At 41.7% G+C, this 25,611-nt stretch carries 17 protein-coding genes; 13 read left to right on the top strand and 4 right to left on the bottom strand.

The features are described 5' to 3' along the window. Window positions 1–100 precede the first annotated feature (100 nt). On the top strand, window positions 101–1,924 hold the full coding sequence (locus tag DWW77_RS15120) for a DUF6020 family protein (RefSeq protein ID WP_118609029.1): 1,824 nt from the start codon (window positions 101–103) through the stop codon (window positions 1,922–1,924). Here DWW77_RS15120 and DWW77_RS15115 read toward each other — a convergent pair. Then, entirely contained in the window at window positions 1,921–2,601 is a 681-nt protein-coding gene (locus tag DWW77_RS15115) for a Crp/Fnr family transcriptional regulator (RefSeq protein WP_092071439.1), read from the bottom strand. The genes DWW77_RS15120 and DWW77_RS15115 overlap by 4 nt on opposite strands. A 376-nt stretch (window positions 2,602–2,977) precedes the next feature. On the opposite strand from DWW77_RS15115, the gene DWW77_RS15110 reads away from it, so the two are divergent. The 3 genes from DWW77_RS15110 (at window position 2,978) to trmL (ending at window position 5,958) form a co-directional block, all read left to right on the top strand. Further along, on the top strand, window positions 2,978–4,663 hold the full coding sequence (locus DWW77_RS15110) for a B12-binding domain-containing radical SAM protein (protein ID WP_118609028.1): 1,686 nt from the start codon (window positions 2,978–2,980) through the stop codon (window positions 4,661–4,663). Window positions 4,664–4,767: 104 nt separating this feature from the next. Continuing rightward, window positions 4,768–5,385 carry an AIR synthase-related protein gene (locus DWW77_RS15105; protein ID WP_182431234.1) on the top strand — a complete coding sequence of 206 codons (618 nt, stop codon included), beginning with the start codon at window positions 4,768–4,770 and terminating at the stop codon, window positions 5,383–5,385. Window positions 5,386–5,457: 72 nt separating this feature from the next. After that, window positions 5,458–5,958 carry a tRNA (uridine(34)/cytosine(34)/5-carboxymethylaminomethyluridine(34)-2'-O)-methyltransferase TrmL gene (trmL, locus tag DWW77_RS15100; protein ID WP_015524365.1) on the top strand — a complete coding sequence of 167 codons (501 nt, stop codon included), beginning with the start codon at window positions 5,458–5,460 and terminating at the stop codon, window positions 5,956–5,958. A 101-nt stretch (window positions 5,959–6,059) separates the two neighbouring features. Here trmL and DWW77_RS15095 read toward each other — a convergent pair whose 3' ends face one another. Genes DWW77_RS15095 through DWW77_RS15085 form a run of 3 tightly spaced genes read right to left on the bottom strand, consistent with a single transcriptional unit; the run spans window position 6,060 to window position 10,564 of the window. Continuing rightward, window positions 6,060–7,469, bottom strand: a complete 1,410-nt coding sequence (locus DWW77_RS15095; protein WP_118609027.1) for a sensor histidine kinase — start codon at window positions 7,467–7,469, stop codon at window positions 6,060–6,062. Then, window positions 7,466–8,167, bottom strand: coding sequence for a response regulator (locus tag DWW77_RS15090; RefSeq protein ID WP_022426654.1), 702 nt, complete (start codon window positions 8,165–8,167; stop codon window positions 7,466–7,468). Before DWW77_RS15090 ends, DWW77_RS15095 begins: the two co-directional genes overlap by 4 nt. A gap of 15 nt (window positions 8,168–8,182) precedes the next feature. Continuing rightward, window positions 8,183–10,564, bottom strand: a complete 2,382-nt coding sequence (locus DWW77_RS15085; RefSeq protein ID WP_118609026.1) for an endonuclease MutS2 — start codon at window positions 10,562–10,564, stop codon at window positions 8,183–8,185. Window positions 10,565–10,871: 307 nt separating this feature from the next. Between DWW77_RS15085 and DWW77_RS15080 the strand changes: the two genes are divergently transcribed. The 9 genes from DWW77_RS15080 (at window position 10,872) to DWW77_RS15030 (ending at window position 25,481) form a co-directional block, all read left to right on the top strand. After that, window positions 10,872–11,819, top strand: a complete 948-nt coding sequence (locus DWW77_RS15080; RefSeq protein WP_022426377.1) for a 3'-5' exoribonuclease YhaM family protein — start codon at window positions 10,872–10,874, stop codon at window positions 11,817–11,819. 3 nt (window positions 11,820–11,822) lie between these two features. Beyond that, a complete protein-coding gene (rlmD, locus tag DWW77_RS15075; protein WP_118609025.1) occupies window positions 11,823–13,199 on the top strand; it encodes a 23S rRNA (uracil(1939)-C(5))-methyltransferase RlmD in 1,377 nt (458 codons plus the stop codon). 183 nt (window positions 13,200–13,382) lie between these two features. After that, window positions 13,383–14,072, top strand: a complete 690-nt coding sequence (locus DWW77_RS15065) for a response regulator transcription factor (RefSeq protein WP_008120506.1) — start codon at window positions 13,383–13,385, stop codon at window positions 14,070–14,072. Beyond that, window positions 14,048–15,313, top strand: a complete 1,266-nt coding sequence (locus DWW77_RS15060; RefSeq protein WP_110103428.1) for a sensor histidine kinase — start codon at window positions 14,048–14,050, stop codon at window positions 15,311–15,313. Before DWW77_RS15065 ends, DWW77_RS15060 begins: the two co-directional genes overlap by 25 nt. A 177-nt stretch (window positions 15,314–15,490) precedes the next feature. Beyond that, a complete protein-coding gene (locus tag DWW77_RS15055; RefSeq protein WP_006426335.1) occupies window positions 15,491–16,165 on the top strand; it encodes an ABC transporter ATP-binding protein in 675 nt (224 codons plus the stop codon). Beyond that, window positions 16,162–18,606, top strand: a complete 2,445-nt coding sequence (locus DWW77_RS15050) for an ABC transporter permease (RefSeq protein WP_118609024.1) — start codon at window positions 16,162–16,164, stop codon at window positions 18,604–18,606. Before DWW77_RS15055 ends, DWW77_RS15050 begins: the two co-directional genes overlap by 4 nt. Before the next feature lie 694 nt (window positions 18,607–19,300). Further along, a complete protein-coding gene (locus DWW77_RS15040; RefSeq protein ID WP_278654641.1) occupies window positions 19,301–19,942 on the top strand; it encodes an HsdM family class I SAM-dependent methyltransferase in 642 nt (213 codons plus the stop codon). Continuing rightward, window positions 19,939–23,445, top strand: a complete 3,507-nt coding sequence (locus DWW77_RS15035; RefSeq protein WP_118609023.1) for a hypothetical protein — start codon at window positions 19,939–19,941, stop codon at window positions 23,443–23,445. Before DWW77_RS15040 ends, DWW77_RS15035 begins: the two co-directional genes overlap by 4 nt. Continuing rightward, window positions 23,442–25,481 (top strand): hypothetical protein, encoded by a 2,040-nt coding sequence (locus DWW77_RS15030; RefSeq protein WP_118609022.1) that lies wholly within the window; start codon window positions 23,442–23,444, stop codon window positions 25,479–25,481. Before DWW77_RS15035 ends, DWW77_RS15030 begins: the two co-directional genes overlap by 4 nt. The last annotated feature ends 130 nt before the right edge of the window (window positions 25,482–25,611 follow it).

Here is a 25,611-nt window from a genome sequence, read left to right as displayed (position 1 = left end):
AAAACAGAAAACAGAAAAAACAGATACAGCTCTGGGAACCGAAACGGTTTCCGGAGCATTGTTGGTTTACTGAAAATTTTAGACAAGGGTAAATAAAAATATGGATGAGAAAATAATAAAAAAGAATGCAGTGCCTGTGATCGCGGCAATGATCACAGCGCTGGCCTTTTCTTTTACGGGCCTTCCAATGGATGGAAATACTTCTGTAGAAAAAATGAGCGATGTTTATAATGGATTGGGATGCACGAGCTTGCTTGCATGGATCCTGCTTCTTATTTTATACGTGAAAGGATGGGAGGGCTACCGGAAATACAGAAACTGGCAGGCACATGTTTTGGCAGTGATCTTTTCGGCGGGAATGCTTCTTGGAACTTCTTATTTTACAAATGGAAACTGGGATTTTCTGTTTGGCGCAAAGAAACAGATCCTGATCTCAGCCGGATGCTTTATAGGATTTTATATTATCTGTGATATGGGAATCACTTATTTCTGGAGGATTCCTGAGATGGAGTTTTTCCGAAAGGCCTGCGGGCGTATCCCGGCCAGAGAGGAAGAAGTAATGTGGTTCCGCCTGGCAAAGATATCTATGATCATTGGATGGACACCGTTTATCCTGGCGTTTCTCCCAGGCTCGATCCCGGCGGATGGATTTCGGCAGCTGGATGTATTTTTGGGAGCTATGCCGCTGGACAATCATCATCCATGGGTCCTGACGATGATCATGGGTGGACTGCTGACACTTGGAAAAACTATCTGGTGTTATAATTTTGGAGTATTTTTGATCGTCATTGTGTTTACTTCTGTGGAAATCTGGTGTTACAGTGCGGTAGTCCGCTATCTGTACAGATGGAAGGCTCCAAAATGGATACTTTTTGGTACTGTTCTGCTGTTTGCATTTGTTCCCATATTTGGAAGCTATGCCCAGGCAGTGATCAAAGATGGATTATATGCGGCAGTCATTACTTTGTATTTTGCAGTGTATATAGATATTTGTCATTCCTTTTCCAAGAGAAAGGCAGTATATTTATTTCTTCTGGGAATCAGTGTTTGTCTTACCCGAAATAATGGCATTCATCTGGTCCTGCCTTCTTTGATCCTTTTGTTTTTCTTCCTGGTAAAGGGAGCGAGGAAATATGCATTTATTGTGGCTGTCTGTGTTTTTGCCTGCTATCTGGGCGTAGAAAAGGGGGCAGCACCTGCCCTTGGCGTGGCACCTGGATCCCGATGTGAAATGCTTTCGGTACCGTTTCAGCAGACTGCCCGATATCTGAGAGAATATCCGGATGATGTAACCGCAAGTGAGAAGAAAGCGATCAACAGGATCCTGGATTATGATGTTCTTGCCGAGAAGTATAATCCGGAACTGTCGGATCCTGTGAAAATTACATTCAGGTTCAGAGATGATGATAATGATCCTAAATTGGATGGATACATGAACGATTATTTTAAAGCCTGGTTTGCCATGTTCCGTCGTCATCCGGGAGTATATGTCCAGGCGACATTGAATAACACCTATAGCTATAATGATCCGTTCCATATGGGAAGAGGACAGCAGGGCGTGTACCGGTTTTACATAGATAAACTGTATCAGAAAAAATCCGGGATCGATGTCAGCTATGTGGGCCCAAAAAAGATCCAGTATCTATTCAAGCTTTATGATGAATTATGGATGCGTGCACCTGGGCTGGGACTTATCTTAAGTGCAGGAACGTATACCTGGCTTACTCTGTTGCTGATGGGGTATCTTCTGGTGAAGAAACAATGGAAAAAACTCCTAATCTTTGCCATACCGGTGCTGAATATACTGATATGTCTTGTGTCTCCTGTAAATGGGATGATCCGTTATATGTGGCCGGTAATGACTATTATGCCGATGCTGTTCTGGTGGATCCTGCAGCCGGCACCTAAAACATCTTCAAATTAAAAAGTATTCATCATTTCATAAAGACGTCTTTTATCCAGAATGCGGATCGATCCCCGTGAGATCTGGATAGAGCCGTCTTTATTCATTTTTTTAAGGCTGCGGCTGACAGCTTCTCTGGCACTTCCGATGGAGCGGGCGATGGCTTCCTGTGTGAGAGCGAGCTCATCGGAACCGGTATCTGCAGCTTCATCCAGAAGAAAGGCTGCGATCCGCTGAGTCAGGGTCATAAAAAATGTCCGTTCGATTCCTGCGATCACATCTGAGAAATGTTCAGTTGTCCGTTTGTAGATGAAATTTTCCAGATAGATATTGTTTTTCATCAGCCGGGAAAAAGGAACTGCCGGAAGCAGAAGCAGATCACAGTCTGTTTCTGCATCGATCTGTACATCAAATGTAATGGCAGAAAGCATGCAGGAGGCGGAAAGAGTGCAGATGTCACTATCCCTTAAACGGTACAGGGTAGCCTCTTTTCCCTGAGCGGACAGTAGATAAACACGGAGAACTCCCTTCAGAAGAAAAAGAGTTCCCAGGCACTGGCGCTCTTCAGACTGTATGGCAGCACCTGCCGGGTAATGAAGCTCGCGAATGTTATCAAGAAGAAAATTCTGATCTTCTTCCGTCATATGTTCCCAGAAGGGAAACGCCTGAAAATAATTCAGACAGCTGTTTCGATCCATAAAAAGATTACTCCTTTATAAAAATATATAGTACTCATTTTAACGCTGTTTGGATGGAAATACAACAAAAACGGCATTTTTGCGGCAGGAGGGAAATCCCTGTTTGTTACTGTTCACTCCGTTCTCAGCAACACGCTTCGCAATGCACAGAATTTATGCTGATCGCATAAATTCGCGCGGTATGTCTCGGGTTTTCTGTGACCTTCGCTCACAAAAAACACCTCGCGGAATATTACCAGTGAACAGTAACCCCTGTTTTTCTATTTACATCCGGTGGCGGGAACGTTATAATCATAAAGCGAAAAGGATCAACAGAGAAATAATGAAAACTGCCGGGGAAAGAAATTATCCGACAGAAGTTAGGAGAATATAAAATTTGAAAATCTTACTTGCAGCATGCAATGCAAAATATATCCATTCCAATCTGGCGGTATATAACCTGAAATCCTGTTCCGGAGAATACAGCTCCAGGGTTGTGGTCAAAGAGTATACGATCAATCAGATCAGGGATGACATTTTAAAAGATATTTATCTGGAGCAGCCGGATGTGGTCTGCTTTTCCTGCTATATCTGGAATATTTCCTTTGTCAGGGAGCTGGTGCCGGATCTTAAGAAAATCCTTCCACAGGTGGAGTTTTGGGCAGGAGGCCCGGAGGTATCCTACGATGCGGTGGAATTTCTGAAAAAGAACCCTGCGTTTTTTGGAGTGATGGTGGGAGAAGGAGAGGAAACCTTCCATGAACTGGCAGGTTATTATATAGAAAGAAAACCGGAAACTTTGAGCGGGATCCGTGGAGTGGCTTTTCGTGATGAAAACAAAGGCAGGGATATTGTACACACGGGCTGGCGGGAATTGATGGATTTAAGTAAAGTTCCGTTTGCATACAGCAATCTTACAGAGTTTAAAAACCGCATTATTTATTATGAGAGCAGCAGGGGATGCCCCTTTTCCTGCAGCTACTGCCTTTCTTCCATAGATAAGAAGCTTCGGTTCCGTGATATTGAGCTTGTAAAAAAGGAATTGCAGTTTTTTATTGATAATAAAGTTCCTCAGGTCAAATTTGTGGATCGTACCTTCAACTGCAAGCATGACCATGCCATGGAGATCTGGAGGTATATTACGGAGAATGATAACGGGATCACCAATTTTCATTTTGAAATTTCAGCAGATCTTCTCCGTGCGGAGGAGCTGGCGCTGATGAAAACCATGCGTCCGGGCCTGATCCAGCTGGAGATTGGTGTACAGTCTACCAATCCTCAGACCATCAAAGCCATTCGGAGAACCATGGATTTTGAAAAGCTGAAAGGGATTGTAGAACAGATCCACAGCTTTGGAAATATCCACCAGCATCTGGATCTGATCGCAGGACTTCCCTATGAGGGATACGACAGCTTCCACAAGTCCTTCTGCGATGTTTACGCACTGCGTCCGGAACAGTTTCAGCTTGGTTTTCTGAAAGTGCTGAAGGGCTCACACATGATGGAAATGACAGGGGAATATCAGATTCTTTACAAGGATCGGGAACCCTATGAGGTACTTTCCACAGCCTGGCTGACCTACGGGGAGATTTTAAGGCTGAAAATGGTGGAAAGTATGGTGGAAGTGTATTATAATAGTGGGCAGTTCAAAAATACCCTTGTATTTCTGGAGAAGTATTTTGACGATCCTTTCCGGATGTATGAGGCACTTGGCAGATTTTATGAGAAAAAAGGATACTCGGAGATCTCTCATTCCAGGATGAGGCGCTATGAGATCCTTATGGAGTTTGCCGGAGAACAGAAAGAGATCCCGCCGGAAGCACTTTCCGATGTAATGCTCCTCGATCTGTATCTTCGAGAGAATTTAAAGAGCAGGCCATCCTTTGCTTCAGACCAGAAGCCGTATGAGCGGCAGATCTGGGATTACCGGAAAGCAAAAAAAATCCCGAAAACCGCCCATATCGAGGTGTTCCGGGATGGAAAGAGGCTTCTTTTTGATTATACAGACAGGGATCCTTTGACCAACAATGCACAATTAACGGATATTACAGATGAGGTGAATAATAATTATGGGAATGTTTGATCCGAAAAAAAGGAAAGTGATCACAGCGATCATCGCAGTTATTCTGGTACTGGCAATGGTAGTTCCGACTGTGCTTTCGCTTATCATTTATTAAGGCGGCAGTTATGAAACTTGGAAAAAAGGCACTGGAGGCGCTTCAGGCAGAAATAGACGGGCGGCTTATGCCGGGAGATGAGCTGATCGTGGCAGGCCCTGTGGCTGCAGAAGGAACTGCATGGATCACAAAGAATTATCATGACAGACTGCGGGATGTTTTTGCAGAACGGTTTCTAGAGGATGTTGTGAAGCTTCCGGAGGTTTACGGAATAGGAACAGAAAAAGAGAATAATAAGATCTGGAAAATGGCGGAAGAATCCGGAGCCAGTGCCCGATATCTGATGGGAGAAGGTGGCTTTCTTGCTGCCCTCTGGAAAATAGCGGAGGCATCCGGGGTAGGTCTTAGCGCAGATCTTCGAAGTGTGCCCATCCGACAGGAAACCATAGAGATTTGTGAGGTCTTTGATGTGAATCCGTACAAGCTCTTTTCCAGCGGAAGTATTCTTCTGGGAATCCGTGGAGGCGATGCGTTTGTGCAGCAGCTGCGGCGAGAGGGGATCATGGCAGCAGTGATCGGACAGACCGATTCCGGAAATGACAGGCTTCTTTACAGCGGCGGAAATGCCAGATATCTGGAACGGCCGGCAGAAGATGAAATCAAAAAGCTTGGCTTTTTGATTTCATGAGCAAGCAGCGAAGCGGATTGCGAATGCATATTTTGTATATTTAATGTTATGTAGAAAAGAGGAAAATAATAAATGGGAGTTTTGAATATTGTGCTCCATGAGCCGGAAATTCCGGCAAATACAGGAAATATCGGCAGAACCTGTGTGGCAACAGGAACCAGGCTGCATCTGATCGAACCGCTTGGTTTTCGCCTGAATGAAAAGGCCATTAAGCGTGCAGGTATGGATTATTGGGAACATCTGGATGTGACCAGATATCTGGACTATGAGGATTTTCTCAAAAAGAATCCGGGAGCAAAGATTTATTACGCAACCACCAAGGCACCTCAGACTTATACAGATGTGCAGTATGAGGATGACTGTTTCATTATGTTTGGCAAGGAGAGTGCGGGAATCCCGGAGGATATCCTGGTAAACAATCAGGAAACCTGCGTGCGGATCCCGATGATCGGAGATATCCGTTCCCTGAATTTAAGCAATTCAGTTGCCATTGTGCTTTATGAGGCGCTGCGACAGCATAATTTTACGCATATGAATCTGGAAGGCCATCTGAGAAATTACGACTGGAAATAAGCCTGCAAAGAGTAAATAAAAACCTCTGATCCGGAAATACTGTAGGAGATATTGAGAGATATTTCTTTTACAGCCTTCCGGATCAGAGGTTTTTTGATGTTTTATTTTGCTTTTTCCAGTGTAAAGATAAATTCTGTTCCAACACCTACGGTGCTGATCACATTGATATTCTGCTTATGAGCGTTGATGATCTCTTTTACAATGGCAAGGCCAAGCCCGGTACCCTTGCGGTCTTTTCCACGGGAGGCATCGATCTTATAGAAACGGTCCCAGATCCTGGAAAGACTTTCCTTTGGAATTCCGCTTCCATGGTCTTTGACTGAGACAAAAACCTTGCCATGATTGACTGTGGTTTCCAGTATGATAGAAGAATTGTCGCTGCTGAATTTTACCGCATTGTCCAATAAATTGTACAGTACCTGCTGGATCTGTTCCATATCTGCACGGACAAAAAGCTCTTTTCCCGCAAGGCGGAGCTCCAGACGGATGTTTCGTTCCGAACAGGTTCCCTCAAAGGTGGCGGCTGTGGTACGGATCGTTTCATTGATATCAAAACGCCGCATATGCATCATACGCTTTTTGACATCCAGTTCGTTTAAGGTAAGGAGACTTCGGGTAAGCTTCTCCAGACGGGTGGATTCAAAAGCAATGACTTTCAGATAACGTTCCTGCATTTCCGGTGGGATGGTACCGTCCAGCATGGCTTCCACATAGCCTTTGATGGAGGTCAGAGGCGAGCGGAAATCATGGGACACATTGGAAATGAATTGTCGTTGATACTCTCCGTTTTTGTTCAGCTTGTCTGCCATGTAATTCAGGGAGTGGGAAAGATATCCCATCTCATCTTCAGAATCTACGGGGATCGTGTAGGTAAGATTTCCGTTGGCAAATTCCAAGGCACCCTTTAAGATTTCTTTCAGAGGTTTGTGGACCCTGTAAAAATAGATCAGAAGAAAACTGAAAAACAGTGCATAGATCACAATAAAGATCAGGACCATAACCTCTACGATATTGCTGCGGCTTTCGTAGAGGTTTTTCATAGGGTAGTGGATCACCAGATAACCAGTCACCAGATCCGTATCTTTTATGGGAACGACTGTGCTTAGCTGTGTGGTTTTTAATGTCCCGTAAAACGTACCGGAGGAATAGCAGGTATCTTCGTAATCTTCCGGTCGGAAGTTCCTGACGGTGATATCACCGGAATCAGAGGACTGCTGGTTTGTGTTTATCAGAACGTTCCCATCTGTATCCATAACCCAGAAATCTGCATTTTGAAAGGCTGCTGCAGAGGAAAGAGCCATGGTGAGGGATTTGTTTTTGGGGCTTTTTACAGCCTGACGAAGTTCATTTTTGGAAACCAGCTGGCTGGCAGTGCGGTAAAGGGACTCTCCGGTAGAGCGCTCCAGCCTTTTTTCTACCAGGTAGGAGCCACCGGAGGAAAGCAGCAGAAAGCAGATTCCGCCCAGCATAAAGTACAGGATCAGCAGTTTAGTATAAAGATGCTGTTTCATGAATCCTTTACCTCAAATTTGTAACCGATTCCCCAGACTGTGGAAAGAGCCCAGTTTGGGTTATCCTTGATCTTCTCACGTAGACGTTTGATGTGAACGTCTACGGTTCTGGTATCGCCAATGTATTCATAGCCCCAGATGTGATCCAGAAGCTGTTCTCTTGTGAAAACCTGATTGGGAGAAGCTGCCAGGAAATAGAGAAGCTCCAGCTCCTTTGGCGGCATATCGATCTGGTGTCCCATATAAGTTACAGAATAGTTGGTCAGGTTGATCACCAGATCCGGATAGGAAACACATTTTTCCTTTGGCGCGGCAGACGGAGATTTTACATGAAATCTGCGCAGTACCGCACGGACACGTGCCACCAGCTCTTTGGAGTCAAAAGGCTTGATGATGTAATCATCCGCTCCAAGTTCCAGTCCCAGGACTTTGTCAAAGGTTTCTCCCTTGGCGGAAAGCATAATGATCGGTATATCGGAGGTGTGACGGATCTCACGGCATACCTGGTATCCGTCAATGCCCGGAAGCATGAGATCCAGAAGGATCAGATCCGGATGAAAAATATGGAACTGCTTCAGGGCTTCCTCGCCGTCATTTACGATCTTAGTCTCAAAGCATTCTTTTGTGAGATAGAGAGCAACCAGCTCTGCAATGTTGTTGTCATCGTCAACAATGAGGATTTTCTGTTTTGTAGCCATGGCTTCAGCTCCTTTTTATTTCTTGAATTCTACAATGGTCACGCCGGCATCGCCTTCTCCGAATTCGCCGAGACGGAAGGAAGCTACGTGCTTTTGGCGCTTCAGGTAATTGTGGACACCTTTGCGGAGGGCACCGGTACCTTTTCCGTGAATGATACGGACGGATTTCATGTGTGCGATATAGGCGTCATCCAGATATTTATCCAGCTCTGCAACTGCCTCATCTACGGTTTTTCCGAGAAGATTGATCTCTGTGGAAATGCTGGCTGCCTTGGACATACGGATCTTTCCGGCGCCGGTACGCTGCATGGACGGAGTGGTGATCACCGGCTCGTCCACAAGCTCCAGATCGGAGATATGAACCTTGGAACGTATGATACCCATCTGCACAAAGAGATATCCTTTGGAATCCGGATGACTGGAAACTGTTCCTTTCAGATTCAGGCTGAGCACCTTTACGGTATCGCCAAGAGAAAGATCGGATGGCTTCAGCTGTTTCTTTGGCTTTTGCTTCTGCTGCTTGGAAGACATTCCATTTTCGGCTTTTGACATACGCTTTTTCAGGTTCTGGCGCTCTTTTTCCACGGAAGCGGTATCTACGTGATCCTTCTGGAATTTATGGAAAAGCTTCATGGTCTGATCTGCGTATTCCTTGGTATCGCGGAGAATCGCATGTGCCTGTTCATTGGCTTCTCTGAGAATCCGCTCTTTACGTTCATCCAGCTTTTCTTCTTTTTCCTGAAGAGATTTTTTCAGCTCTTCTACCTGTTCTTTGTAACGGGCAATTTCAGCACGCTCGTTTTCGATGGTGACACGGCTCTGCTCCAGGGATGTCAGAACATCTTCAAAAGATTCATCCTGCTCGCTGATCTGTTCCTTTGCTTTGTCGATGATGAAATCCGGAAGCCCCAGCTTGGAAGAAATGGCAAATGCGTTACTTTTTCCCGGAACACCGATCAGAAGACGGTAGGTCGGACGTAAGGTTTCCACATCGAATTCACAGCAGGCATTTTCCACACCTGGAGTGGAGAGGGCATAGATCTTCAGTTCGCTGTAATGGGTGGTTGCCATGGTACGGATACCCTGCTCGTGAAGATGTGACAGGATCGCAATGGCAAGAGCGGCACCCTCTGTAGGGTCCGTACCTGCACCAAGCTCATCGAAGAGGACCAGGGAATCCTGATCTGCAGATTTCAGGAAGGAAACCACGTTTGTCATATGAGAGGAGAAGGTACTTAAGGACTGTTCAATGCTCTGCTCATCTCCGATATCAGCATAAACCTCGCGGAAAAGTGCAAGTTCGGAACGATCCAGCGCCGGGATATGGAGACCCGACTGTCCCATCAGGGTAAGAAGACCTACGGTTTTCAGAGAAACAGTTTTACCACCGGTGTTTGGTCCGGTGACAACCAGGAGGTCAAAATCATCCCCGAGACGGATGTCAATAGGAACGGCTTTTTTCTTATCGATCAGTGGATGACGGGCCTGGCGAAGCCGGATCCGGCCTTCTGTGTTGAAAACAGGTTCACTGGCGTTCATGTCCATGGCAAGTGCGGCACGGGCAAAAATAAAGTCCAGCTGTACCATGATGGAAAGATCTGCGTGAATAGCCTCCAGCTCAGCAGCTACCTGCTGGCTTAAGGATGCAAGGATCACTTCGATCTCTTTCTGCTCTTTCAGCTCCAGCTCGCGGATGTCGTTGTTCAGCTTGACAACAGCCATAGGCTCAATGAAAAGAGTGGAACCTGTGGCAGACTGGTCGTGGATCATACCGGGAACCTGGCCTTTATATTCAGCCTTTACCGGGATACAATAGCGACCGTCGCGCATGGTGATAACGGAATCCTGAAGATAATTCCTGGCACTTCCTGCAACCAGAGAAGAAAGCTGGGTGTGTATCCGGTCATTGGTGGCCTTGATACTGCGGCGGATCTGGCGAAGCGTGCTGCTGGCATCGTCACTGATCTCGTCCTCGGAAAGGATACAGCGGCGGATCTCTGTGCTGAGTGGTGTCAGAGGTTCCAGTGCCGCAAACATTCCGTCAAGGGAATCGGTCATTCCGTCATCACGGTCACTTCTGGAATAGGCCTTTACACGACCGGTATTCTCAAGAAGACTGCAGACAGAAAGCAGCTCTGGTGCATTCAGGGCGCTGCCAACAGTAAGACGTTTTAATGTGCCGCGGATGTCCTTGACGCTGCCGAAGGAAATGCCGCCTTTTTTGAACAGGCGTGCAAGGGCATCGTGTGTCTGCAGCTGCATGGACCGGATCTCCTCAATGTCTGTGGAAGGGGTAAGCTTCCGACAGAGATCTTTTCCCATGGGGGAGGAGGCCTTGTCTGTGAGCAGATCTATGATTTTATAGTATTCAAGTGCTTTGTATGCTTTTTTGTTCATTGTTGCTGTAGTTACTCCTTTTTGTTACTTCTGTTGATTCCGTGTTTTTCTGCGTAACACAGGATATGCAAAAAAACACTTCGTTTCCTATTTTACATGATTTCCATAGCAAAGGAAAGTAAAATGTGTTATGATACTGAATAAAGCCCGGAAGTAAGTGGAAACTGTGCAGAAATGCTAGAAAGCCTGGACCGGGATGCGGCCAAAGATCATAAAGAAAGTCTGGCTATAAATGCAAAGTGTGAAGCGGATGTGTTTGTGAGTATGTCTGCTTTGAAAGTAAAAAGAACAGAAAGGCAAGAATTTTATGCGTTTTTTAAATGAATTACATGAGGGAGACAGAGTAAACGGGATCTATCTCTGCAAACAGAAACAGGCAGCTACAACGAAGAATGGCAAGCCCTATGAGAATCTGATCCTTCAGGATAAAACAGGTGTGATCGATGGTAAGATCTGGGATCCCAATTCTCTGGGAATTGATGAGTTTGATGCGTTGGATTACATTGAGATCATGGGAGATGTGACAAGCTTTGCAGGCGCCATGCAGCTGAATATCAAGAGAGCACGCAAGGCAGGAGAAGGGGAGTATGATCCGGCAGATTATCTTCCTACCAGTGAGAACAGTGTGGATGATATGCAGAGCCAGCTGCGAGAGCTTATCAACAGTGTGAAGAATCCCTATCTTTCCCAGCTTCTGAAGAAGCTTTTTGTAGAAGATCAGGAATTTATGAAGATATTTGAGGGACATTCTGCAGCCAAGACCGTACATCACGGCTTTATCGGCGGACTGATGGAGCACACTCTTGGAGTGACCCGTCTCTGCGATTATATGGCGAATGCATATCCGCTATTGAACCGAGATCTTTTGATCACAACCGCACTTCTTCATGATGTGGGCAAAACGAAGGAGCTTTCTGCTTTTCCGATGAATGATTATACAGATGAGGGACAGCTTCTGGGACATATTGTGATCGGAGCACAGATGGTACATGATCTTGCAAAAGAGATCCCGGATTTTCCGGAGAAGCTTGAGAATCAGGTGATCCATTGTATTCTTGCACATCATGGTGAGCTGGAGTACGGTTCTCCCAAGAAGCCGGCACTTGCAGAGGCAGTTGCCCTGAATCTGGCAGACAATACAGATGCAAGGATGGAGACACTGACAGAAATTTTCCACGCAGACAAAGGCAAAAAAGAATGGCTTGGTTTCAACCGGCTTTTTGAGTCCAATTTAAGAAGAACAGGAGATATTTAATAGATGGAATTCCGTAAAAACGATATACTGACTTTGGATATAGAGGATTGCGGAGTTGACGGTGAAGGTATCGGGAAAGCCGATGGCTTCACCGTTTTTGTGAAGGACGCCGTGATCGGAGACCGGATCAGCGCCAAGATCATCAAGGCAAAAAAGAACTACGGCTATGGCCGTCTGATGGAGGTGATCACACCGTCCCCGTATCGTGTGAAACCGGCCTGCTCCATTGCCCGCCAGTGCGGAGGATGCCAGCTTCAGGCATTATCCTATGAGCAGCAGCTGAAATTTAAAGAGAAAAAGGTTCGTGGACATCTGGAGAGGATTGGCGGATTTCAGGATCTTGATATGGAACCGATCATGGGGATGGAAGCCCCCTATCATTATCGAAACAAGGCACAGTTTCCGGTAGGAAAAAATAAAGACGGAAAGATCATCACAGGCTTTTATGCAGGAAGAACCCACTCCATCATTGATAACCGAGAATGTATTCTGGGAGTGAAACAGAATAAAGAGGTTTTGGACCGTGTGATCGGACACATGGAAAAATATCATGTACAGCCCTACGATGAGGCCACGGGAAAAGGTCTTGTACGTCATATTATGATTCGTTATGGCTTCCATACAGATGAGATGATGGTCTGTCTGATCTTAAACGGAGATAAGATCCCTGCAGAAAAGGCTCTTGTGGAATCACTCTGTGAAATTCCGGAAATGACCAGCATTACCATCAATGTTAATAAAAAACGGAACAATGTGATCCTGGGTGATCAGCTTCGCCTCCTTTGGGGACAGTCCTATATAACGGACAGCATTGGAGATATTTCCTATCAGATCTCTCCCCTGTCCTTTTTCCAGGTCAATCCCATCCAGACTGAAAAACTGTATGGAAAGGCTCTGGAGTACGCCGGCCTTACGGGAAATGAAACTGTCTGGGATCTGTACTGCGGAATCGGAACTATCTCCCTGTTCCTGGCCCAGAAAGCAAAATTCGTCCGCGGCGTGGAGATCGTACCACAGGCCATTGACAATGCAAGAGAGAATGCGAAGCTCAATGGCATTGAGAATGTAGAGTTTTTTGTCGGAAAAGCAGAGGAAGTGCTGCCGAGAGAGTATGAGAAGAATGGCGTTTATGCAGACGTTATCGTGGTAGACCCGCCACGGAAGGGCTGTGATGAGGTACTTCTGAATACGATCCTTAAAATGAAGCCGGAGAGGGTTGTGTATGTGAGCTGTGACAGTGCGACACTGGCGAGGGATCTGAAGGTGCTGTGTGCGGCGGATTATGAACTGGTGCGGGTTTCTACTACTGATATGTTTCCGCAGGGAGTCCATGTGGAGACTGTGGTTCTTTTGTCCCAACTGAAACAAAAGCCGGCATGAAGGTTTCCAATCTGTATATCTCACAGGTAAAGAGAAAATGCGGAATTGAGGTTGGAAAGAATTATAATTTACCTAAAAATGAAGATAGCAGGCAACCGCAGTGTCCAGAAGATAAAGAGAGTGCAATTGTGGAGGCATTGAAGCATTTTAAGATGAATAGTTAATAAAGAGAGGTCAGATGCTATGCCAGGTATACTCGTGGTTGAAGATGATGAAAATTTAAATCGTGGAATTACATTTTCACTGAAAAAATCCGGATATGAGGTTTTTTCAGCAGAATCAGTGAAAAAAGCGAAAAGAATTGCAAGTGATAATAATGTGGATGTTACCATTTGTGATGTGAATCTTCCGGATGGGAATGGACTGGAATTTGTAAGGTGGATGAGATGCAATTATAATACATACATTATTTGTCTTACAGCACTAGATCAGGAGATGGATCAGGTCATGGGATATGAAGCAGGGGCAGATGATTATATTACAAAGCCGTTTAGTCTTTCGGTACTTCTTTTGAAAATAGAAGCACATTTCCGCCGCAGACAGGAGAAAACGGAAGCCGGAAAGATGATTTCGGGAGATATCGTATTTATCGCAGGAGAAATGAAAGTCCTGATAAAGAGTCGTGAAATCAGTCTGACAAAAACGGAGTTGAAAATGCTGACTTTTTTTCTTCAGAATCCGAAACAGATTCTTTCAAAAACACAAATATTGGAAAATGTGTTTGATCTGGAAGGGGATTTTGTGGATGAAAATACAATCGCTGTCAATATCAGAAGACTCCGTGAGAAAATTGAAGACAATCCGGCTGCACCGGTCTATATAAAGAATATCAGAGGTCTTGGGTATATATGGAATCAGGAGGTAAGGCAGTGACAAAGAGATATCACAGGAAACTCACATCAGCCTTGTCTTTGGTATTGCCGGTCATATTAGTGTTTGTAATATTAAATTGCTTTACCACGTATGTGTTTTATGAAGATTATAAATATAAAATGAATCTTATGACAGAGATTGCTGCAAAGGAAGAATTTTCCGGGCTGGATGCTGTTTCGGAATTGCTTAAGGATAAGGATATTGAAACTAACGAACAGGGAAGGCGATTATTGGAGCAATATGGATACTGGGGGAATAAAGGGAATGCATTTTATTCGCAATTCCGGCATCAGGTTATGGTGACCGGTGCTGTAAGCATTGTGATATGCGTGCTTCTTTTGACTTTTTTACTTTATTGGAAGAAAAAAGAAGATGCGTGTCATCAGAAAATTTTAGACCAGTTGGAAGAAATTCTGATCAGATTCCGTGAAAATAAATTTGATGATTTACTGAAAACGGAAAATCATGCAGAACTGGAAAAATTGAATGACCAGCTTGAAGCAATCGGACATCATATTCAGTTGATAAAGGAAGAAGCAAGGGCAGAAAAGGAGAACACGAAAGAAATGGTTTCTGATATTTCTCACCAGTTAAAGACACCGGTTGCAGCTTTGGATACATGTTTTAGTGTGCTGATGCAGAATGACTTAAGTGCCACAGAACAGGAGGAGTTTCGTATCCGTTGTCGGAGTGCTCTGGATGGACTGGAGACATTATTGCAGTCGCTTCTTGAAATATCCAAGATGGAAACTGGACTGATTCAGATTAATAAGAAAAAACTTCCGCTTATGGATACTGTCATATCTGCTGTGAACCGCACTTATCCTAAAGCGGATGAGAAAGAAATTGAATTCGTTTTTGACTATGAAAAAGAGCTGGAAACATGCACGATTATGCAGGATAAAAGGTGGCTTGGTGAAGCTGTGATCAACGTTCTGGATAATGCGGTCAAGTACAGTCCGTGTGGTTCAAAAATATTTATCCGGTTACAAAAAAGAAACGATCTTGTAAGAATGGAAATTGAGGATCAGGGAATTGGTATTCCGCAGAATGAGTATCACAAAATTTTTCAACGATTTTACAGAGGAAGTTCCAAGGAGGTCATGGAAAAGAGTGGTACAGGAATCGGACTTTTTCTATCGAGAGAAATTATCGAAAAACACGCAGGTACGATTACGGTAACCTCCGGCAAAAAGAAAAAAGGAAGCACGTTTGTGATTCAATTACCATATGTTGGTTAAATTTTAAGTGAGCAGAAATCTTACAATTCTGTAAGATTTCTGCTCGTTTTTTGAAAGTGAAATGAAAGATTGTCCTGATACAATTTGGATGTAGGTTGAAAAATGACCAAATATATAAACAGGCAAAGAAAGCGTGCTGAAAAGGTACGCTTTACAGAATTGAAAAGGAGGCAACACATGAGTGTGATATTAGAAACCAAGCAGCTTTGTAAGTTTTATGGCGCAGGTGAGAATCAGGTCAAAGCGGTCAATCAGGTGGACATTCAGATTGAACAGGGAGAATTTGTCGCAATTGTTGGAAAGTCAGGTTCCGGTAAAAGTACATTACTTCATATGCTTGGAGGGCTAGACACCCCGACAAAAGGCAGTGTTACTTTAGCAGGGAAAGATTTATACAGGATGAAGGAAGATGCCCTTGCTGTTTTCCGCAGAAGAAAAATCGGATTTGTTTTTCAGGCATTTAATCTGGTTTCATCTGTTAATGTCTGGGAAAATATTGTACTGCCACTGGGGCTGGATGGAAGAAAAGTGGATGAAGCGTATGTAAATGATATTATTGCAACTCTGGGGATTGAAAACCGGATTTATAATCTGCCAAATCAGTTATCCGGAGGACAGCAGCAGAGAGTAGCAATTGCAAGAGCACTGGTGAATCGTCCGGAAATTATATTTGCAGATGAGCCGACAGGAAATCTTGATTCTAAGACCAGTGATGAGGTAATCGCTCTGCTTAAGATGACAGCAAAAAAATATGGACAGACAATTGTAATGATTACCCATGATGACGAAATTGCACAGGTCGCTGACCGTATTCTGGTGATTGAGGACGGACAGGTGGTGGATTTCAGATGAAGACAATAAGCAGGATTGCATATAGCAATGACAAAAGGAACAGGACAAGAAGTATACTGATCATGATGGCAATTTGTCTGACCACGATGCTGCTTGTTATCATCAGTACTGTGGGAAATGGGGTAATTCATTTACAGAAAAGTCAGGCGGCAGGATCATATGGAAGCAATTATGGTCTGTTTGTTTCCGCAGACGGATCGCAGTTAAAAGAAGTAAACCGCCGTGCGGAAATAGATGCTACAGGCACTATGTGCACCGAAGGTATCATAAAAGGCAATGAAAAAGGCGGGTTTGTCTGCATGGATGAGACTGCAAGAAAAATGCTTCCTTATAATAAAGAATATGAGTTGAAGGAAGGAAAGTATCCGGAAAAAATGCAGGAAATTGCCGCAGGAAGAGCATTTTTTCGTGCAATGGGGTATGGTGATGTAAAGATCGGAGATACGGTTACACTGGATTACCGCGCAGGAATGCAGTCAGAATATAAGCCGGAAGAATTTGTTGTCAGCGGAATCCTATATGATCGGGATGAGTATACCATCGAGGCATCTTATGTTGCTTTCGGGTCACAGGAGTTTTATGATGAGCATGTCGCAGAGAATGACAGACAGTATAATATTTATTTTACTTTAAATGATTCTGCAAATGTATCTATGAATAATATTGATTCGGTTATAAAGCAGATTGCAGCAGCTTGTGGGATCGAAGAAAAAAACGTTATAGTCAATGATCTCTATTTGCAATGGGTCTTGCAGCCGAGTTATGAAACGATTGCGGTATGCGGGGTTTTGATTCTTGCAATTGTACTTTTCTCTGTTGTGGTCATTTATAATATTTTTCAGGTCGGTATTGCCAACAAGATACAGGAGTATGGAAAAATCAAGGCTCTGGGAGCGACAAAAAAGCAGATGAAACAACTGATCTTCAGAGAGGGTATGTTTTTGACAATTTCTTCAATACCAGTTGGATTGCTTCTTGGTTTTCTGATTGCAAAATGCGGTTTTAACTGGCTGGTAGAACAGGGAAACTTTGTATCAACCGGAACTGGCTCTATGGGAGTCCAAAATCAGCAGATGCCACTGTTTTCCCTGCCTGTTATGCTTCTATGTATTTTCGTGTCATTTTTTACCGTTGCTTTGGCGCTGCGTAAACCAATGAAAATTGTTTCACGGATTTCACCTATCGAAGCAACACGGTATTTAGAAAATGCAGAAACACACAAAAAAGGAAAACGAAATGGCAGAAAAAATGTCACCGTGTTTTCTATGGCAATGGCAAATATAACGGGTAATCCAAAAAGAACCATTGGTACCATCCTCACACTGGGGCTTTCCTGCGCATTGTTTGTGATTATCTCTAATTATGTAGGAAATATTGATACGGAGCATGAAGCACGTCTTTCCGTTAATCATGGACAATTTGAACTGCAGCTTGACTATTCTGCTGAGTACGATGAAAGATATCCGGAGAATAATCTGGATACGATTCTGACGGATAATCCATTGAATGATTCAATGATTGAAGAAATCAAAAGCATTCCAGGAGTGACAGATGTCATGACGAGAGAGATTGTCTCTGTAAATCTGAACGGAACAAGATTTCCGGCTGATATTGTGAGTAAAAATGATTTTGATTTTATGCGCCAAGACGGGGATATTGGCTCTATGGACTATGATCAGGCGGTAAAGAATGGTGAAATTTTCTTTGGTTGGTTGATGTGGATGGAACAAGATGGATATGCTCCGGGTGAATCCATTGCATTTGACTTTGAGAATGGAAGTGAAACCTATACCTATCAGGGAAAGATTGCAGGATCCTTTGTAAGCGCGGACACTTATCTTGTCATTCCGGAAGGTGTATACCGTTCCATGAATCCGAGGGGAACAGCCTATGGCTATTTGTGGGTGGACTGTGATAAAAAAGATGTTGCATCTGTGGAACAGAGTCTGAATACTTTGATTTCTAATACTTCGCATATAAAAATGGATACCTATCATGCACAGTTACAATCTGCAGAATTCACAGCTCGCATGATGAAGCTTGGCTGTTATCTGTTTATGGCGGTTGTAGGACTCATCGGTTTTATGAATATGGCAAACACCATAATCATGAATATTACGACAAAAAAGCAGGAATATGGTGTATTACAGGCTGTGGGTATGACAAATAAACAATTAAATTTATGTCTGCAGTTACAGGGAATGATGTTTACGGTTGGTACCATATGCGTAGCTTTGATCATTGGTCTGCCGCTCGGCTATGCACTTTTTTCCTATGCAAAACATAATGGAATATTTGGAATGAATATCTATCATGTTCCAATCGTACCAATTTTTATTATGATTTTTTTGGTCGGTCTGTTGCAGATTGTACTTTCCTGCGTTTTAAGCAGTAATCTGAAAAAGGAAACGCTGGTAGAAAGAATAAGGTATCAGGGATAGCAAGTATTGCTGGGATATCCTCAGTATCATAACAGGAATTAAAAGCACTTGGTTTCAAAAAGTTTTGTACTTTTGACAAAATGCAACCGATTTTTCATCAATTATAATAAATTTGATTAAGCAGCCTGTGTGTAATGAAGCATACAGGCTGCTTGCATTTTATAACGGTTGAATGAAAAAGTAACTTCCACCATGTGCTAGTACTGATAAGTAAAAGGATTTCTGCAGAATTAATTTCTACAAGATATAGATATTTACACAAAACAAAACTATAATATAAGGAGAAAACACCGTGTTTTTACGGGATTGGAACATCACGAAAGGACCGCTGGCTGTTCTTTGCAAGGGTAACTTCCACCGGTCTGGAGAATACGATGCCGGAAATGAATGTGATATTTAGTGCTTTAACAGCGTGGGTTTTAATATCACCTGATCCGCGGGTATATCTTTAAGATCGCAAAGTTCCAATAGTTTTCTGTCTATCAGTAACTGAGCCAGTTTAAATGGGGTACAGCCGTTTAAACTGGCTCTTGCCACGCTATTGATATGGTTAGCTATCAGAGTTACCTTGCTCTGGTTCAGTTGTGCGAAGCCTATACCTTGATTTGGATAAAGTGAAAGCTGAAATCAAAAAGCAATTAGGCTGATAAATTCTAGTTTGCAATACCTAAATCCTAGGAAAGGAGACCTGCCGATGTGCGCACAAAAGCTATCGTTCGATTATGCACAAACCTTGCACACTGTGCGTATCGTTCATAATGCACATAGTGTTCATCGTTCACGAGTACAAAAGGGGAAATCGTGTGATTGTATCAATTTTGTAAGGGCAACCGATCCTGCGTGTGGTACGGGTGGTTTCTTGCTTGCAGCTTATGAGCATATGAAGAGACAGAGCAAGGATATTGAAAAGCAGAAGTTCCTTAAGAATCATGCTTTATTTGGAGCAGATAATACTGCACTTGTAGTAACACTTGCATCAATGAATCTTTACTTACATGATATCGGTGTAAACAAGAGCCCTATTGCATATCAGGATTCTCTTATTGATACATCAGATAAGATGTACAAGGTGATACTAGCGAATCCACCATTTGGAATAAGACCTCAAGGAAGTGTGGAGGTTGCAGCTAATAGACCTGAGTTTGTAAAAACATCCGATAATCAGGTTAACTTCTTACAGCATATCATGTCTATTGTAAAAACAGGTGGACGTGTTGGTGTAGTTCTTCCGGATAGTGTACTTACAGATACTGGTGCAACAGCACAGGTAAGAGAAAAGCTTTTGAAGGACTTTAATCTTCACACCATACTAAGAAAAACTTGGAGGATACTATGAAACAGGCGATTGTAAATTTTTGCAAGTCAACGGATACGGGATTGTTCTTGCTAGATATGCCGACCGGCTTCGGAAAAACATATAGTGTACTTGAGTTTATGGTCGACTATTATGATTCGCCGGAATTCAAGGATAAGAAGATTTTTTTTGTTACAACTCTTAAGAAAAATTTGCCGGATAAGGAGTTGCGTGAACATTTTGCAAAGCGCGGTAAAGCAGATGATTATGATAAATATTGTTTGCGAATAGAAGCTAATGCAGATATGGTTGTAGAAAAATTGGATGAGTTATATCGTGCCAGAAAAATTCCAGCAGCAATCACTATGAAACAAGAATTTAAGGATTTACATGGTTCAGTAAAACTATTAAACGAATACAGAGATAAAAAGCGTGAATTAAAAGGAACCAGTAAGGACATTATAAATGTTTTATGCAAGAACGCAGAGGATGCAATTCGCAAGCAGCAGGAAGGTGCCTTTCGTAAGGTGATAGAAAGTGAGCTGAAGCAGTTCAGGACACCAAAGGAAAAGTTAAAGAATATTGCTAATAATCTTGATTATCATTGGATAGGAGAATTGTATCCAGCAGTATATACGAGAGAAAAACGGATAGTTTTTATGTCTATGGACAAGTTTTTCTTGGGGAATACTACGATTATTGAACCTACATACAGCTTTTACAATAATGATATTACAAAAAATGCAATTATTTTTATAGATGAGTTTGATGCAACAAGAGACAGGTTACTTAATCAGATCATAACAAGAGGCTTAGAAAATCATATTGATTATTTAGGTCTGTTTCATCGTGTATATGCATCTTTGAAGACGAGAGATTTTCCGGCAGAGCTTACTACTGCATCGAAGTTACAACAAGCATATCTTGATGAACACAAAAACGCGAAAAATCCTACGGAAATTATTGAAGGATTTGGTGGTGTGTTTGATGAAACATATGACCGTTTTGCGATGCAATATAGCTTCAAAACAGAAGAAGATGGTAAGGGCGATAGAAGTCGTAATTTTATTTTTAATGACTTACAGTTTCATTCGGTATTTGAGGGAGAAAATGCTTTTATTGATATAGATACCGATATGAAGGCAAAACAGAACTGGTTGCGTTTTACAAAAAGAAGACCAACAGAGAAAGAAGGTGGCGTATTAAGTTTGCTTGCCAGTGTTAAAGGCTGCTTGACTTATTTTCAGAACGGAGCTAGAAATCTTTCGTTTAATTATAAGCATCATAAGGATGAGGATAAAAGGCCGGGTGACGATGATTATACGTTTGAAAATGCAATTGAGTCAGTGCTGACAGAGTTTCATTTATCAAGAGAACAGATAAGGTATTTGAAGCCTATCGTAATGGGAGGCCAGGTAAAGTCGAAGAAAGATAAAAAAGACAGCAATGGAAAAATGTCGTTAAAGTATTTTGATCGCTCTGTCTATAATAGGGGATTTCGCTATTATGATTTTATAGATGATCCTAATCACAGTATGCGTTCGGAGATTCAATTATTTGATTTTCAGGATTCGCCAGAACGTATTTTACTTCACTTGTCTGAAAAGGCTCAAATTATAGGTATTTCAGCTACCGCAACACTTGATACGGTTGTTGGCAATTATGACTTGGAATATCTTCAAAGGATGTTGCAGGATAAATATTATGTGATGCCAGAAGCAGATAGGTGTAGATTACAGGAGTCATTTCAAACTTTTGTTGCAAACTATGACAAAGTAAATATTCATGTGGAGCCAGTTTCTTATAATGCGGATGATAGAGTTGAATTATCAGAGATATTTAACGGAAACGAAGCACTTATAACGAAGTATGCGGAAAAATTATCAATATCATTTGAGCGCGTTGAATATGCAAAGAATAACTTTATTCGTGTTGTAAAGGTAATGAAGGCATTTATCTTAAATGATTCGGTTAAATCCTTCTTGTGTCTTAATAATAAATTGCCGCAGGAGAATAAGGGGCTTTTTGATATTAAATTATTAGAGGAATTCGCAGACGCTATTATTAAGCTTTATGGTATCAAGGGATTAAAAGGTAAAGACTTGTTATACAGTATAAATAGTGAAGATTATGATGCTAAGCGTGCGGAGTTTATACAGAGATTGTCAAAGGGAGAAAAACTCTTTGTTATATCTTCCTATAATACAGTTGGTGCGGGACAAAATTTGCAATATAAAGCACCGGGGAATGCTACTATTGTAGCAGTTAATGATTACGATAGAGGAGATATGGAAAAAGACTTTGACTGCATATATCTTGAGAAGCCGACAAATCTTCTGGTGAATGTGGATAGCAAAAAGGGAATTGAAGCTGAAGATTTAATTCGTTTTGTATATCAGATGGAATTCTTGATGGAAAGAGGAGAAGTTTCTCGTAAAGATGGGATTGCAGTAATTAAAGATGCATTTATATGCTTCAGTGGTGGATATACTTTTTCGGGAAAAAAGGGAGAACCATATAAAACAGATTCTGTAAATAATTTTGCGATTCGAACATTAATACAGGCAGTAGGAAGAATATGTAGAACTGGTCTTAAGAATCCGGATATATATATTTATGTGGATAATACCATTTTAACAGATTACGATTTGTCTGTTGTGGAGCAACGAATGTTGAATCCTGAATTTGCGGAACTAGTTAAAGTGGGTAAAACATATTATAATGGTCAGGCAAATGAAAATTTGGATATTGCCGTAATGGAAAATCGTGCCGGAACATTAGCACTGAAGGCAATGCAGATTATAAATGAGCTGAAGCGCAATTGGACTGATGATAGTATAGATTATTGGAAAGCATTGCGTGAGTTATGCCTTATGAGGCCTACACTAAGCAGAAAAAACGTAGAACAGAATTCGCAATATCAGCTTGTATATATGTGTGCGCCGGGAGAAATTACAGCTTATTCTTATGAGCAAGAAGGAGACTATAATAAAAATATAAATATCAAGTTTGACGGTAGTCTTCCACAAAAGATGTCAGAGGATGAGGTGCATTTGAAAGAGATTATGCAAATCCCAGGAGTGAAAGCATTGTTTGAAAAGCATGGATATGCAACGAGCTTTGTTCCTAGTGAGTTTATATTGACGCCACCTATGTTTAATAATATTTATAAAGGTGCCTTAGGCGAAGTTGTTGGTAAATATATTTTAGAACAATATGCAGGAGTAACGTTGCAGGAAATGCCACCGGAGTTTTTTGAATTGTTTGATTATACCCTAGGTAATGGCGTGTATATTGATTTCAAGTTATGGAAAGAAACCATGTTAATATCTGCGGAAGAAGAAAAGAAAAACGTCCTGGAAAAGCTAGATAAGTGTGGAGGAAAGAGAGCGGTAATAATCAATATTATGCTTGATCACAATATGCAGATTACGTCTAGTGATAATGGTAGAATTATTGAGATACCATATTTATATCGGTTGGATAGAAAAGAAATAGGAACAGAAATCATAGCAAAAATAAATCGGGGGGGATATTTGCAATGAGTATAAAGAAACTTTATTCGAATGAACTCCTGGCTTCGTTTGAATATTCCAACATTGACAAAGATTATGATTTTTATTATGTTACAACATCGGATAAATATATAAAAGGTGGAGCTACTTTTCTAGATATTGATGATATAAAGATATCAGCTCTGCAATTTGAAAGCGGAAAGAGTTTTTGGGTTATGCTTCCTAAAAACGCTATTTCCAGAGCTGAGTTTGTACGTTTGTTGAATGCAAAAGAGGATGGAGATAGTTTGTCTATAAAATCTATGACAAGTAGCAGTATACCGGAGTATTTGTTGACACAATTGTTTTTGAATGCGCTAACGAGTCCGGTTGATGAAATGATATCTTTTAATAATCTGTCAGGGAAATTATTATGTTTTCGACCTGCATGGTTGAATAAGGATAAGGAGAATTTTATTTGGGGTATGCAGTGCCTTGAGGTGAAAATCGGAGATGATATGTGTGTAAAATTGGTAGCACATAGGTTGACATCACTGGCACTTAAAAAGCAAATGAAATTTGAAAAAAGAAAGTTACAGGATTTTCCGCAATATGAGTTTAGTTATAACAATAATACTTTAAAACGAGTATCTAATGAAAATAAAGACCGTAGAGAAAACTTTATTATAAAACCCGTAGATGGTGAAAGGGGTAGCATTACATTCTTTGACTTTACGGATTATGAAACGTTTTCATGTACCAAGATGGGTGTTTTATATGATATTTTGAATGCCTTACATGATGAATTTGGTAAGTATATTCGCGTTAAATTTAAACAATATAGTATTGACGAAGTTTTGGAATATAAGCGTGCGTCATTGGAGTTATATAAGGATATTGTTAAAAAGGAAGTTTTGAATTCTGGAATTAATATAGTGGATGCTGTACACACTGAAACTTCTGAAGATTATTTGCAGGATGTAGCGGATGGTATTAATAAAATTATTCCAGAGGCAAAATGCAGCGTTGGTAAAAGATTATCAAAGAAGAAGCTTAACGTACGATATATACATGATAAATCCTTCTATTCAGATTCGGAAGTGGACCCGCATCAAGAAAGCATGGAGGATTATGTTGTTCAGCATATTACAGTAGAGAATTTTAAACACCAATCATCAGCGGCAGTTTATAATATTCTGAAAGAGCTTGTAATTAAAAAGGACATTGCTATTGGTAAAATTACATTGGTGGATTGGAGTCAATACGGATATAAAGCAGACTGGTTATTTGGTGTAGTTGTAGACGGTACATATTACTTCATGACCATTCATCCGGACGGTTCATTTAAAATTGAAGCATTGAAACGAAATCTTTTTACCATGACAGAGTATGATAAATACATGGATTATTTCGGTTTGAATGAAGAGAATAAAAATGATTATAGAGGTGTTATAGGTTTAGTAAAAGATGCAGAGGGTAATATTAATCTTATAAAGGATACCAATATGTATTCTATGCCTGATTATACTGCGATGGGTGATGTGCTTAAGAATGTAGCTAGTGAAGGTAGATTTCCAGGAAAAGACGTAGTAACTTGGCTTCGTCTAGTAATGGATACAACAGATAAAATAAAAGTACACGCAGAATTGGATATAGTTATCCCGCATATCGACGTGAATGCAGAATACACGAAAGCCAATGTAATGGGATTATTCAAAGGAATTACAACAAAGAAAGAAGTTGTGCGCTATGTTTTTGAGAATACCGGTATTATGCTATATGCCTACCTGCGTGGAGAAGAAGAGAGACGCGAGTATCTTTCCGGAAATATAGACATTAATTATTTTGATTATGATGATACGCATGCAAAATATTCAGTTGGTGAAATTGGTAATGGAATGAAATACACAATTGAGAGAGCCAGCGTAGTGCGTGAGATACAGGCGGTAGAAGGCAGTAAGTTAATTTTTAAGAAAGTGTTGCCACTTATGGGAGTAGAGTTTGTAAGGTATGGAATGTTAACGGTTGTTCCGTTTCCGTTTAAGTATTTAAGGGAATATATTGTGAAAGAAGAAAAGAGCGTATAAACAATGAAGGTCACTAGCGCAGTACTAGCGGCCTTCTTCGTTTTTACGCTTGGTATAATCGCTGGATTTTTGTATACGGTAAATAGTTAGTACCGTGCTTTTCACCTAAAACCATGAGATAATCCCTTTG

The organism is Ruminococcus sp. AF17-12 (assembly GCF_003479245.1).
GTDB classification, from domain to species: Bacteria; Bacillota; Clostridia; order Lachnospirales; family Lachnospiraceae; genus Blautia_A; species Blautia_A fusiformis.
This window is presented reverse-complemented; position numbering and strand designations above follow the sequence as displayed.